Below are 13,524 nucleotides of genomic sequence, written 5' to 3'. Positions count from 1 at the left end.
GCATATACTGTTAAGGCAGATTAAATATCTTAACTAAACATTACTCAGCCACCCCATTGGCTAGGATTCGTGCGTTGAAATCCAGCACTATGTGTGGCTTGTCAGTAAAAACTCCATCCACACCTTGCGACGCCAGTAATACTAGGTCGCTAGAGTTATTTACGGTGAAGACATAGTTTTTCAATCCGCGACGTTTTGCATCGTTAAGCAGATCCGTATTGAGAAAGTCCAGAGCGGTATGTAATGAGTAGGCTTTTAAAGGGGCTGTACAGGCGGCCAGGTCGAGGGGTACGCCAACTATTATCACTCCGCGGCGTACCTCAGGTAGTAGGCGCAGGCATTCATACAGTTGATGTTGATCAAATGAGGAAACTATATATTGATCAAAAGTGGTGCCCTTATCTGTAACAAATGCGCGAATCTCCCGCGCTACAGGAGCGGCGCAGTTAGGCCCTTTAATCTCTATATTTAGCTGTGCCCTGTCGCCAATCAGCTCTAAGACTTCTTGCAGTATGGGAATGGTACTACCACAGGGTAGAGGTGTCTTCCTAAGAGCCTCTGGTTGCATGTCAGTAATAAGTTCATTTCCGGGCTGTAAACGCCCCAGGCGTCTGTCATGTGTGACAAGAAGTTGGCCGCCAACATTCCATATGTCGATTTCGATACCACCCACCTCTAATTCCAATGCCTGGTCAATTGCTTGCAGGGTGTTTTCGCTGGAAAATCGTTGGTAGCCGCGGTGGGCAAAGCAGAAGAGGGTGCCAGATGCCATGATCTATGAGTCCGATCAATTGAGTTGTAAGAATGTTCCATGGAATTTGTATTAAATGATTATAGTGTTACTAAAGTTTAGAGTCTCTAGTTTAGAAATCTTAAGAAATAATACCTTCAATAAGTATTGAGCCTCTGTGCTCGAGGGAAACTGCGAATCAAAGCCATATTTCAATGTATGGCAAATCAACCTAATATGGTCTTTTCGACAAAATATTGAGAATAGCTAGATTTATTTTGGAGCGGATTTGATATCAAGATGTGCAATATATACTGAAATCAATTTTAAAAATTCTGAATCAACTTTTGGTTGATGTTCCATTAATATTTAAAATTCTCAAATGACAGTGATATCTCTATGTTAAAAGATATGTAGAGGTCGACTAAAAAATTTTCTCAATAAGCGTTTGGCATATATTTATACGTTAAAGTGGTTTTTGTGGGGCGTAATCTTATGAATTGTCTTTACTTTTCTATTCCAAGGTGAGACCTGTTGTTTGAATTTAAGAGTATCTCTATGTTTTCAATACTATGATATAGGAGGTGTTTATATTAATTTTGGAGGTGGAGATGTGATGTCACGCATTCTGGTTACAGGTGGTGCGGGTTTTTTAGGAACTCACTTGTGTGAGAAATTGTTGGGAGGGGGGCATGAGGTGTGTTGTGCTGATAACTTCTACACAGGTGCAGAGCGTAATATTAAACACCTGTTATCGAATCCTGGCTTTGAACTGATTCGGCATGATGTAATAAAGCCATTATATTTAGAAGTTGATGAAATCTATAATCTAGCTTGCCCAGCTTCGCCAATTCATTACCAGCTTGATCCAATACAGACGCTTAGGACCAATGTAAATGGCGCTATCAACATGCTTGATCTTGCCAAGCGTATTGGGGCCAAGATATTTCAGGCCTCCTCAAGTGAAGTGTATGGGGACCCCGAAGTGCATCCTCAACCTGAGAGTTACTGGGGTAGGGTTGACCCTGTTTGTATGCGCTCATGTTATATAGAAGGGAAACGATGCGCCGAAACTCTATTTTTCAGTTATCACCGTCAGCATGGATTACAAATTAAAGTCGGCCGGATTTTCAATACCTATGGACCCAGATTGCATCCAAATGATGGTCGTGTCATAAGTAATTTCATTGTTCAGGCACTGAAGGGTGATGACATTACTATCTATGGTACAGGACAGCAGACACGAAGTTTTTGCTACGTTGAAGACTTAGTTAAAGGAGTGATACGCTTGATGGAGGCGCCGACAGATGTGACGGGCCCCGTTAACTTGGGTAGCTCATGTGAGACTACGATTGCCCAGCTGGCTGAGCGTGTGCTTGCATTAACAGGATCACCGTCAAAACTGGTATACCTGCCATTACCTAAAGACGATCCTCAGCAGCGCCAACCGGAGATTGATCGGGCTAGAACTCTACTTGATTGGCAGCCCAAAGTAATGCTCGACGATGGACTTAAGCAAACTATCTCTTATTTTGAGCATCTGCTATGTAAAGGGATAGATGCCGGGCCATAGGGAAATTAATTATTGAAATACCTCAGTGTGGAAATATTTGTCAGTCGATTTCTGCCTGTTACTCAGACATTGAATGGTCTTTTTGCAAATCTATAAATGCTGCTAAATCAATTAGAATGTTTGGCTTGACCATAAGCGTGCATCAGTTCATTAATAGTTTATGGTGACAGAAATCAAGTGCCTTAGCCTTTTGCCAAAGGACCATGCTGGCCTCAGGTTCGCCCAGAGTGTTTTTGGTCAGAGTGACATCCCCGTCACGAATGGGATGCGACGCTCTCGTAGAGGCTAGATCGGAACCAAGCCTTAGGCAATTTGGCTGAATCGACATAAAAATCTATTACGGGGTCAGAAGGAAAAAATACACTGCACTCGAGACTCGTTGCGAATACATCCCTGTAGGCTCGTAATTGGCATCCATGCCTCATACGGTCCCGAGCGCAGTGTATTCTTTCCTTCCCCCTTTTTAGTACATGCCAATTGGCGAGATCATGGACTCTTTGGGGAAAGACCTTAGTGCTTGCTATAGGCTTGCTCTGAACTATCCCACTTTAATCCTGCAAGCTGGTCCCTCTGCCACAATTCGCCATTTTTGCTCCTTACTTTCGCCCGATTCGCTGCCGGATTTCGCCTGCTTCCGTGTTTTTAATAGCCCCAGTTAATTTAAAAACCGGAGGGGAGTGTGTGAACAAGGTGATGTTGTTCGGGCAACGCTTTCACAAAGATGATCTGATGTTGCCGACAGAGGAATACTACCGTCGCCGCCAGCGTAGTGGTGGTCCGGGCCGCTGGATGTTGTTTATTGTGGTGGTGTTGGCGGTAGTGATTGCAGCTATTGGTGCAGAAGTAAATGCGCAGGAGTTGTCTGATAGGGCGGACGTTGATGCTGCCTCCCTGGAAATGGTTACCCTGGATGAGGTAAAGGCTGGCGACCTGTTATTTATCGGTGCAAAAGTAGGGCGCTATACCCCCGCTGTGCATCTGGCCAGCGAAGTCAAAGTAGCGATTCGCGGGCTGGTTGCAGAAGTGCGACTACAGCAAGAGTTCAAAAATACCAGCGATAATTGGCAGGAAGCCATTTATGCATTACCACTGCCGGAGCAGGCGGCCGTGGCTGGATTACAAATCCAGTTAGGTGAGCGTTTGATTGTCGGAAAAGTGCGCGAGCGCAAAAAGGCTGCCAAAGTTTATAAGGCTGCCCGCGCAGCGGGTAAGCGTGCTGCATTGCTGGAGCAACAGCGCCCAAATCTATTTACTAATAAAGTGGCCAATATTGCCCCTAATGAAACGGTGCAAATTAACATCCGCTACTTGCAGTCAGTAAATTATAACAGCGGTGTTTTTTCACTGCGTATGCCCACCACACTCACCCCGCGCTATATCCCCGGCAAGCCAATCTCGCCTCAGGTATTGAGCGGTGATGAGTTGGAGTTGGTAACAGAGAATAATGGCTGGGCATTGCCTACTGATCAGGTGCCTGATGCCACGGCCATTACCCCGTTTATGCAGCCCGCGCAGGAGCTACAGGTGTTGGGTAGCCACAATATTTCGATTGAAGTGGATCTGTACGGTGGCCTGCCATTGGCAAAAATCGATAGCCCTTATCACCAAATCGATATCGACAACCGGGGTGACGGTCGCTACCGAATTCAACTGCGCGATGGAACCGCTGTAATGGATCGGGATTTTCTGCTGAATTGGCAACCGCGCTCTTCTGCCATGCCGCGCGCGGCGCTGTTTGGTGAAAAAATCACAGCGGAAGAGGGTGTAGAAGAGCTGGCAGGAGCCTATTTACAAGTAATGCTGCTGCCGCCCAATAATGGCACTGGTGCCCAGCGATTGCCGAGGGAAGTGATTTATGTGATCGATACTTCCGGCTCCATGTCAGGCAATTCCATGCGCCAGGCGAAGGAGAGCCTCACCCTGGCAATCGCCCGTTTGCACAGTAATGACCGATTTAATGTTATTGAATTTAACAGTACAACTCGCGCATTTTTCCCTCGCCCAGTAGCGGCGAGTGCGGAAAATATCCATAGTGCACGTCAGGAAATAGAGAGCCTGAATGCCGAGGGGGGCACAGAAATGGCGCCTGCCCTGCGCATGGCATTTGGGCAGCAGATGCAGGATGACACCAGTACGGTTCAACAGGTGGTATTTATCACCGATGGTGCCGTGGGCAATGAACGGGCCCTGTTCGAGTTAATCAGCCAATCCCTGCACAATGCCCGCCTGTTCACCGTCGGTATTGGCTCGGCGCCGAACAATCATTTTATGCGCAAAGCGGCCCAATTTGGCCGCGGTACTTTTGTCACTATCGGTGATACTTCCGAAGTGCGCGAGCGTATGCAGACCCTGTTCACCAAGCTGGAAAGCCCTATGGCTACCGATCTGCAACTCAGTTGGCCCCCGGGTGTTGTGGCTGATGCCTACCCGAAGCGTATCCCCGATCTCTACAGCGGTGAACCTATGCAGATAGTGGCAAAAGTGCAAGGTGACCAGTTGCACGGCGATATTCAGTTGCGTGGGCGTATGGCGGGTAAACAGTTTGTGCGCAAGCTCGCCCTGAAAATAGAGGGCAGTAGCGATACCATGGGTATCGGCAGTGTCTGGGCGCGCAGCAAGATAGAGGCGCTGAGGGACCAACAGCTTCAGGCTGGGGAGCAGTCGGATGCAGGGGAGGCATTGCGTGAACAGATTTTGCAAATTGCCCTCAGCCATCAGCTCGCCAGTCCCTACACCAGTTTTGTCGCGGTTGAAGAAGAGGTTGTGCGCAGCGCTGAGGAGAAGTTATCCCGCAGTTCGGTCACCAATATGGTGGCGAAAGGACAGGTGCTGCAGCGCCAGGCTTATCCGCAAACCGCTATAGGTCTTTACGGGCAGCTATTGGCAGCAGCGGTATTGTTGACGCTTGCCGCGATCTTCCAGCGCGGACGGGTTTTGCGTGTCAACCTGGTTAGAACCCTACGCCGCTTCTTGCGCGGGTTTTTACCCGACCCCCGCCAGCTCAGTGGCGATAGCCCGGTGGAACGGGGAGGGGTCTAAGTGTGGTTCGCTCATTGTTCTCTCTCTTGTGTCTGGGGGCAGGGTTGTGGCTGCTGGGTTCTGCCAGCTGGCCCCTGGCCAAGGCAGAGTTGGCCCAGGTGTTGATCAATAGCGCCTGGGAAGAGCAGCTGCAGGGTGGGGCGCCGCAAAAGCCCTGGCCCTGGGCAGACACCTGGCCTGTGGCCAAACTGAAGCTGGAAGGGCAGTCGCCATTAATTGTCCTCGCCGGGAGCAGCGGGCAGGCGCTGGCTTTTGGCCCCGGCTTGTTGTCGGGTTCAGGGAGCCCAGGGGAAAACCGCACTACAGTGATTGCGGCTCATCGGGATACTCACTTTGCAGGATTGGACCGTGTCAGGCGAGGTACCTCCATTTATCTGCAAGATAAATACGGACGCTGGCATACTTACCGGGTTTCGGAGATGCGGATTGTGGATAGCGAGAGCGAACGCCTGCCGGTCTTTGCCGAGCGCGGGTTATTGCTGGTGACCTGTTACCCCTTCAATGCCCTGGCGGCGGGTGGTCCCCTGCGCTACTTGGTCTACGCTGAATATCAATCCGGCGGGGAGCTGGTTCGGCTGTGACCGAGACTATTATTTGGGACTCGATTTTGTAGTTCATTTTCTGAATCTTTCCATAAAATATTCCGGTAAAAGGACAAAATGGCAAATAATTGTTTTGCCCTTTTGTTTTATTTGTTACTAACCGTCCTATCTGGAAAATTTTTTGTAGTAATACTACAATCCTCTCCGCTAACAACCGGGAATGGGGTTTTGTCCGCCACTTTGCGCGGATCCCGGAGTAGATAATCACAGTCAAACTAGGCATTTGCGGTAGCAGATGGCGTCGCTTTTCCTCTCCGCCATATTCAAGTGAAGAAACACGCACTTTGCATTTGCGCCAACAAAGTTGGTGAATTGGCGGAACCAAGAAAAAAAGGAAGCTTTTTTTTGCCCGCGCTGTAGTTTGCCCGCGTACCGATTTTTGAGAAATAGACCGACTCGACGTCGCCTAATTCGCCGAGGAGCACTTGATGCACGAAGATACCGATAACCTCGAAACGCAGGAATGGCTGGATGCGCTGCAGGCGGTCATCCGCTACAGTGGCAAAGAACGCGCAGCCTTCCTTCTGAAGCAGCTGTCTGATCGCGCTACTGATGTAGGCGTGCAGCTGCCCGCGGCTATCACCACACCCTACCGCAATACCATTCCGCCCAATGCGGAAAAACGCATGCCTGGCGACTTGTTTATGGAGCGTCGCATACGCTCCCTGATTCGCTGGAATGCCCTGGCGATGGTAGTGCGTGCCAACCAGAACAACGACCACCTCGGCGGTCATATCTCCAGTTTCTCCTCCGCGGCCACTCTCTACGATGTGGGCTTCAACTACTTCTTTCGCGGCAATGAAGGTGAGGAGCGCGGTGACCTGATTTTCTTCCAGGGCCACAGCGCACCGGGTATTTATGCGCGTTCCTATCTGGAAGGGCGTTTCGATGAAGAGCAGTTGGACAACTTCCGCCGAGAAGTGAATGGCAACGGCCTATCTTCCTACCCGCACCCCTGGTTGATGCCGGAGTACTGGCAGTTCCCGACTGTTTCCATGGGATTGGGGCCGATCCAAGCGATTTACCAGGCGCACATCATGCGCTACCTGTCTGCCCGCGGACTGTCCCCGCGTGGCGATCGCAAGGTGTGGGCTTTCCTTGGCGACGGTGAGTGCGACGAGCCGGAAACCCTGGGTGCAATTTCCCTGGCTGGCCGCGAGCAACTGGAGAATCTGGTGTTCGTGGTCAACTGTAACCTGCAACGCCTGGATGGCCCGGTGCGCGGTAATGGCAAGATAGTGCAGGAGCTGGAAGGCGTGTTCCGCGGTGCCGGTTGGAACGTCGTTAAAGTACTCTGGGGGCGTCTGTGGGACCCACTGCTGGAGAAAGACGACAAGGGTTTGCTGCAGAAAGTTATGGACGAGGTGGTCGATGGCGAGATGCAGAACTTCAAGGCCAACGGTGGTGCCTATACCCGCGAACACTTCTTCGGCAAGTATCCGGAGCTGTTGGAGCTGGTTAAGGATATGTCCGACGATGAGATCATGAAGCTCAATCGCGGCGGCCATGACCCTTACAAAGTATACGCAGCCTACGCGGCAGCCATGGCCCACAAAGGCCAGCCCACTGTGATTCTGGCGCAAACTGTTAAAGGTTACGGCCTGGGTTCCGCCGGTGAAGCGGCGATGGATACCCACTCCGTGAAGAAGCTGGACCTGGATTCCCTCAAGCGCTTCCGCGATCGCTTCGCCATTCCGCTCACCGATAAAGAGCTGGAAGAAGTGCCTTACTACCGCCCCTCTCCGGACAGCCCGGAAATGAAATATATGGCGGAGCGCCGCAAGGCCCTGGGTGGTCCGGTTCCGCGTCGCCCGATTGAGTGCCCGAAACTGGAAGTCCCTGGACTTGACGCTTTCAGCGCACTGACCAAGGGCTCCGGTGAGCGTGAAATCTCTACCACCATGGCGTTTGTTCGCGCTATTTCCGCGTTGGTGAAAGATAAGAATATCGGCAAGAACATCGCGCCTATCGTTCCAGACGAAGCGCGTACCTTTGGTATGGAAGGCCTGTTCCGCCAGCTGGGCATCTACTCTTCCCAGGGGCAGCGCTACACCCCGGTGGATCATGGCCAGATTATGTATTACAAGGAAGATAAGAAAGGTCAGGTGCTGGAAGAGGGCATCAACGAAGCCGGCGCTATGTCCGCCTGGATGGCGTTGGCCACTGCCTACAGCAACCACGGCGTGCCGATGGTGCCTTTCTATATCTACTACTCCATGTTTGGCTTCCAGCGCGTGGGCGACCTGGCCTGGGCTGCAGGTGATATGCAGGCGCGCGGCTTCCTGATCGGTGCCACCGCCGGCCGTACCACCTTGAACGGTGAAGGTCTGCAGCACCAGGATGGCCACAGCCATGTACTGTCTTCCACTATCCCCAATTGCCGCAGCTATGACCCGGCCTACGGTTATGAGCTGGCAGTGATTATGCAGCGCGGTCTGAAAGAGATGTACGAAGAGCAGAAGAACCTCTTCTATTACATCACTATCGAGAACGAAAATTACCTGCAGCCGGAAATACCCCAGGGTGTGGAAGAGGGCATTATTCGCGGCATCTACAAGTTGCAGTCCAATGTCAAGAAAGGCGCCAAGGGCAAAGCGGCGAAGAAGCATGTACAGCTGATCGGTGGCGGTACTATTTTGCGTGAAGTACTGGCAGCGGCGGATATTCTTGCCGACCAGTTTGGCGTGACCTCCGATGTCTGGAGCCTCACCTCTGCCGTGGAAGCGGCCCGTGAAGGCCAGGATGTGGCACGTTGGAATATGCTGCATCCGCAGTCTGAAGCACGCAAAGCCTGGATCACCGAACAGTTTGAAGGCAATACCTCTCCGGTTATCGCCTCTACCGACTACATCCGTTCCTACGTGGAGCCACTGCGCGAATTTATCGACGGTGAACTCACTACCCTGGGTACCGATGGTTTCGGCCGCAGTGACAGCCGCGAGCAGTTGCGTCGCTTCTTCGAAGTGGACCGCAACTATGTGGTAATTGTTGCTCTGAACGGCTTGGCCAAGCAGGGCGTGATTGATGCAAAAGAGGTTTCCGAGGCGATTGTGAAGCTCAATATCGACGCCGAAAAAGTTAACCCACGAACCCACTAAGAGAAGGCAGAACTCTTATGGCAAAACAAGTCATTAAAGTGCCTGACCTCGGTGGTGCCGATCAGGTTGATGTTATTGAAATCACTGTTGCTGTCGGCGATACCGTCGCGCAAGAGGATTCACTGATTGTGGTGGAGGGTGACAAGGCCTCCATGGATGTGCCGGCCCCAGTGGCTGGCAAAATCCTCAGCATCAGCGTAAAAGAGGGCGATAAGGTCTCTGAAGGCGATGTGATTGGGGAAATCGAAACCGATGTTGCGGAAGCGCCGGCAGAGGAGCCCGCGGAGGTCCCTGCTCAAGAAGAAGCTGCACCGGCTGCAAAGCCAGCTACTGAAGTGCCTACGGCAGCGGCGAGCGCTGAGCCCAAAGAGGAAACGATTTCTATTCCCGACTTGGGTGGTGCCGATGCAGTTGATGTTATCGAGATCAGTGTACAGCCCGGCGATACGGTTGAAGAGGGTGACTCTCTGATTGTAGTGGAAGGTGATAAAGCCTCTATGGATGTGCCTTCCCCCAGTGCGGGTACTGTGGTTTCCATCGCGGTAAAAGAGGGCGACAAGGTATCCACCGGTGATGCATTAGGTGTATTGAAGGTGGTTGCCGGTGGTGGCGCCACAGCCGCCGCTCCAGCGGCGACACCGGCAGTTGAAGCTCCGGCCCAGAGTGCCCCGCAACAAACGTCTGAGCTGGTTGAACCGCCTGCAGTTCCACAAAAAGATTACCAGCTGGAGCGCAACCTTACTGCGGCCGCCCAGGTTTATGCTGGCCCCGCCGTGCGCAAACTGGCGCGCGAGTTGGGTGTTACCTTGAATAAGGTGAAGCCCACCGGTCCGCGCAACCGGGTTTCCAAGGACGATCTGCACAACTATATCCGCGAGCAGGTGAAGAAAGCCGAGAGCGGTGCCGTTGGTGTCGGTGGTGGAATCGGTATCGCCAAGATGCCGGATATCGACTTCAGCCAGTTCGGCCCGGTGAACGTGGAGCCGATGAGCAAGATCCACAAGATCACCGCAGCCAATATGTCGCGGAATTGGCTCAACGTGCCCCACGTTACCCAGTTTGACGATGCGGATATCACCGAGCTGGAAGCTTTCCGCAAGTCCATGAAGGCCGAGGCGGAGAAGCGCGGAGTGAAGCTCACCCCTGTGCCCTTCTTGCTAAAAGCGGTAGCCGCAGCCCTGCGTGCAGAGCCCAGCTTTAATGTGTCCCTGCATAATGACGGCGAGCACATTGTGCGCAAGGACTATGTGCACGTTGGCATGGCGGTGGATACGCCAAAAGGCTTGATGGTGCCGGTCATCCGCGATGTGGATAAAAAAGGCTTGTATGAGCTGGCGGCCGAGGCTACCGAGATGGCCCTGAAAGCTCGCGATGGCAAGCTGAAACCCAACGAGATGCAGGGCGCCTGTTTTACCATCTCCAGTTTGGGAGCTATCGGTGGCACTGGATTTACCCCGATCGTCAACTCCCCGGAGGTTGGCATCCTCGGTGTTTCCAAGCTGGCGATGAAGCCGGTGTGGAATGGTAAGGACTTTGAGCCGCGGCAGATGTTGCCACTGGCACTCTCCTACGATCACCGAGCGGTAAACGGCGGTGATGCGGGACGCTTTATGACCTATCTGGTCAGTATGTTGGCAGATGTGCGTCGCCTTCTTTTATAAAAGTTTCAGCGACACTATCCCCAAAAAAGCGGCCATTGGCCGCTTTTTTTTTATTTGTCCAAGTCGCGATATTTGGTGATGGCTAACTTGGTAAGGGTATGCCTCTTTTTTTGGGGGGGAGGGGAAATTGGCGCTCAAATACACTCAAGGTTGAATTTCGCGCATAAATGGCCTGGCGCCAACTGGCTTGTAATCGGCGGGCAACTAGACTCACTGAAAGACAACTATTAGCGCAACACTGCATATGTGGAGTGTCGAATTATGAGGCCTTCAGGGAAATTCACTTTGCCACTTCTATCGGTACTGGCGATACAGGGTTGCTTGTTTTTGCCGGCCGAGGAGGTAGAGGGTGAAGACCCGTTCTTCTTCGAGGCTGACACCGTGGAGCAGGGCGAGAGTTTTGTCGATGCCGGGAACTATCACTCCCAGCTTCTACAACCTGCGTCGGCCAGTTTAGAGTGCAAGATGGATTGCGTCGATAGCGTGTACGATTCCACTAGCTGGTTTTTCCCGATACTGAGGGTTTATTAGCCCCTGCGGGAATCCATACTTGGGATCGTTGCAGCATAACCCGGTCTTTTACCGAAGTACGTGGAGCTAATTCCGCGTGGTACCGATACGGAGAAATGCCCATGCAAAAATCCCCGATAGTAATTTCTTTGCTTTCCGCGAGCCTGCTATTGGCAGCTTGTGGAACGCCGGATGCCCGCAATCAAGTAGTTTACCCGACAAGTGCGCCAATTCCGCGCCATGCGGAATACCGTGCCTACCCTGCTCCTTCTTCACATGCACCCGCAGCACCGTCTGCACGAAAGACCAATTACTCCAGTTGTCCCGGTGATTCTGAGGAGCTTGCACCGGGTTCCATTTGCCCGCCGAGTGCTCGCTGTTTTGATATCTCCGGCGGAAGGCGTTGTATATCTTATGAAGAGTAAAATTTTACTGTCTTTGATTACGGCACAGTTGCTTGTTGGCTGTGCCGATGGGTTTTGGCAGGATCTGTGTGGCGATCCGATTTATTACACTTACAAGCGCAGCCCAGTGCCGCCCGATGAAATCACTGCCTTTCCACGTTTTTGCCTGGTGGGCGACCCTTATATGGGTGACTTGGAAAATTGTATTGCAGCGGGTGTGCACTGTTACCAGTTGGATACCGGTGACTGGTGTGCGGGGCCTTACTCGCCATTCGTATTGAGTTACAGTTTCTATTAATTTTGTTGCGATATCATCATTTTGTTGCAGGCCGTAATGTTTTTGCATATTGCGGCTGTTTACTACTGGGTCAGAAGGAAAGAATACAATGCACTATAGGCGCGCTGTGAATATATCCCTGTAAGCTCTTAATCGGAATCCATGCCTTATACGGTCCTGAGCGCAGTGTATTCTTTCCCTCCCTCTTTTAACTAAGTTGGCAACTATAGGTTTATTTAAGTAGCGCTTTAATACTATCTTTGATAGTGGTGCCAATATAATATTTTAAGCCAATAAATGTTTTCTTGATGTTCACCTCGGGATAATAATTGTATCCTAGTTTTTTTAACAAAGTGTGGATGTTTTTGGTGATGCCGATGGCGAACCAGCTGCAGGGAAAGGAAATTATTGCAGGGGTCTCTCGATTACTTAGGTAGATTTTCCCTTGACTAATCGTGTCAATTTGGTTCAGCAGGTTAAAGCTGCTATCAGCCACATCAAAGTTGTAAAAAAGTTTGAACTCAGAGTCAATTCCAATATGTTCTGGTGAATACTGTGTATAGTATCTCCTGATCATTTTTTGGTCGTCGCTGTAGTCGGGATACATTTTTTTTATTGCTGAAAATAAATGATTTATTGTTTTTACTTTCCCGATAAATATTCCTGTAGAAAATATATCTGTTCCAGCGAAGTGCTTTCGCTCAAAAAAACCTTGTGTCCCGTTGTGTTGGTGATCATTGGAGAATACGATCTCCTTATCATATGCATGAAATTTATCCTCTAACTGGTGGATAGATGGCAGTATGAGTGAATCAAAACCATCCAGGTAGCAGATAATATCTTCTTCGGGTAGCTGTTGAATGAAGGGAATAAGCAAATCTATTTTACTGGAGAAATTTTGCCAGGGATAATTTCGGCCGAGGATATTTAAATGCACGCCGTTACGTTTAGCAGATTCCTGTAGTACAGGAAACATTCTCTCGGAATGGGTGGCAATTGTAACGATGTGTAGCATTTCAGCGAGCAGGACTACTTGTGTCCATTGACAGAGAAATTACAGCCGTTTATGGAAGTCTAGCTCACGGACAGTGGACTGAAAGATGATACAGCTCCACTTTAAAGCTGTGTCCATTCGTTAGTGGCCGAATGCATTATTCTTTCATTTGTACATGGCACGGTTGAAGAGGTGTCGGGCGTTAAAAGCCCTGACGTTGAGGGCGGGGAGATTTTCTTCTAGGGAATAATAGGGTAGTAATGAGAGGCGCCAGAAAAAGCTGGGTTCGCAATGTGTTTACTGCCATAGACCAGTTGGGTAATGCCATTGCTGGTGGTAATCATGATGCGACCATTTCTGCCCGCTGTGGTTATTTTTCACGGATTCAGGAGACCCCTTTTCGGCGCTATTGGAGGTTCTTGGAGAGGGTGATTAACTTTACCTTCCGGCCGGTGGATGGGCCAGATCACTGTTACCAGTCATATCTCTGGGATCGGGCGGAAAAGCACGAAGAGGGCAGCGACTTTATGCGTGCTGTACTGGGATTGCTGGTGATAGTTTTTTGTGTACCTTTGAGCCTGTTTACTTGGTTCTACGTATTTATCTTTCCCAGTGCTCGTTGGAGGAAGGAGTAGC

At 50.8% G+C, this 13,524-nt stretch carries 11 protein-coding genes; 9 read left to right on the top strand and 2 right to left on the bottom strand.

What is annotated here, in order from left to right:
- Positions 1-40: 40 nt before the first annotated feature.
- Positions 41-772, bottom strand: coding sequence for a glycerophosphodiester phosphodiesterase (locus ACCI49_RS10125; protein WP_371838845.1), 732 nt, complete (start codon positions 770-772; stop codon positions 41-43).
- A gap of 496 nt (positions 773-1,268) precedes the next feature.
- On the opposite strand from ACCI49_RS10125, the gene ACCI49_RS10120 reads away from it, so the two are divergent.
- The 8 genes from ACCI49_RS10120 to ACCI49_RS10085 all read left to right on the top strand — a co-directional run bounded on the left by ACCI49_RS10120 (position 1,269) and on the right by ACCI49_RS10085 (position 11,915).
- On the top strand, positions 1,269-2,303 hold the full coding sequence (locus tag ACCI49_RS10120; protein WP_371838844.1) for a UDP-glucuronic acid decarboxylase family protein: 1,035 nt from the start codon (positions 1,269-1,271) through the stop codon (positions 2,301-2,303).
- Positions 2,304-2,984: 681 nt separating this feature from the next.
- Positions 2,985-5,342, top strand: a complete 2,358-nt coding sequence (locus ACCI49_RS10115) for a marine proteobacterial sortase target protein (RefSeq protein WP_371838843.1) — start codon at positions 2,985-2,987, stop codon at positions 5,340-5,342.
- A 2-nt stretch (positions 5,343-5,344) separates the two neighbouring features.
- Positions 5,345-5,923 carry a class GN sortase gene (locus ACCI49_RS10110; RefSeq protein WP_371838842.1) on the top strand — a complete coding sequence of 193 codons (579 nt, stop codon included), beginning with the start codon at positions 5,345-5,347 and terminating at the stop codon, positions 5,921-5,923.
- Between the two features lie 449 nt (positions 5,924-6,372).
- Positions 6,373-9,042: a pyruvate dehydrogenase (acetyl-transferring), homodimeric type gene (gene aceE / locus ACCI49_RS10105; RefSeq protein WP_371838841.1), complete on the top strand. Its 2,670-nt coding sequence runs from the start codon at positions 6,373-6,375 to the stop codon at positions 9,040-9,042.
- A 17-nt stretch (positions 9,043-9,059) separates the two neighbouring features.
- On the top strand, positions 9,060-10,703 hold the full coding sequence (gene aceF / locus ACCI49_RS10100) for a dihydrolipoyllysine-residue acetyltransferase (RefSeq protein WP_371838840.1): 1,644 nt from the start codon (positions 9,060-9,062) through the stop codon (positions 10,701-10,703).
- Between the two features lie 261 nt (positions 10,704-10,964).
- Entirely contained in the window at positions 10,965-11,234 is a 270-nt protein-coding gene (locus ACCI49_RS10095) for a hypothetical protein (RefSeq protein WP_371838839.1), read from the top strand.
- A gap of 101 nt (positions 11,235-11,335) precedes the next feature.
- Entirely contained in the window at positions 11,336-11,638 is a 303-nt protein-coding gene (locus ACCI49_RS10090; RefSeq protein ID WP_371838838.1) for a hypothetical protein, read from the top strand.
- Positions 11,628-11,915: a hypothetical protein gene (locus tag ACCI49_RS10085; RefSeq protein WP_371838837.1), complete on the top strand. Its 288-nt coding sequence runs from the start codon at positions 11,628-11,630 to the stop codon at positions 11,913-11,915. The genes ACCI49_RS10090 and ACCI49_RS10085 overlap by 11 nt, the downstream gene beginning before the upstream one ends.
- A gap of 211 nt (positions 11,916-12,126) precedes the next feature.
- Here ACCI49_RS10085 and ACCI49_RS10080 read toward each other — a convergent pair whose 3' ends face one another.
- Positions 12,127-12,909 carry a glycosyltransferase domain-containing protein gene (locus tag ACCI49_RS10080; protein ID WP_442928489.1) on the bottom strand — a complete coding sequence of 261 codons (783 nt, stop codon included), beginning with the start codon at positions 12,907-12,909 and terminating at the stop codon, positions 12,127-12,129.
- 239 nt (positions 12,910-13,148) lie between these two features.
- On the opposite strand from ACCI49_RS10080, the gene ACCI49_RS10075 reads away from it, so the two are divergent.
- Complete coding sequence (locus ACCI49_RS10075) at positions 13,149-13,523, top strand: hypothetical protein (protein ID WP_371838835.1); 375 nt, start codon at positions 13,149-13,151, stop codon at positions 13,521-13,523.
- Position 13,524 lies beyond the last annotated feature (1 nt).

The organism is Microbulbifer epialgicus (genome assembly GCF_041447265.1).
In the GTDB taxonomy this organism is placed as follows: Bacteria; Pseudomonadota; Gammaproteobacteria; order Pseudomonadales; family Cellvibrionaceae; genus Microbulbifer; species Microbulbifer epialgicus.
Note: the sequence above shows the minus strand (reverse complement) of the source record. Positions and strands in the feature narration are given on the sequence as shown.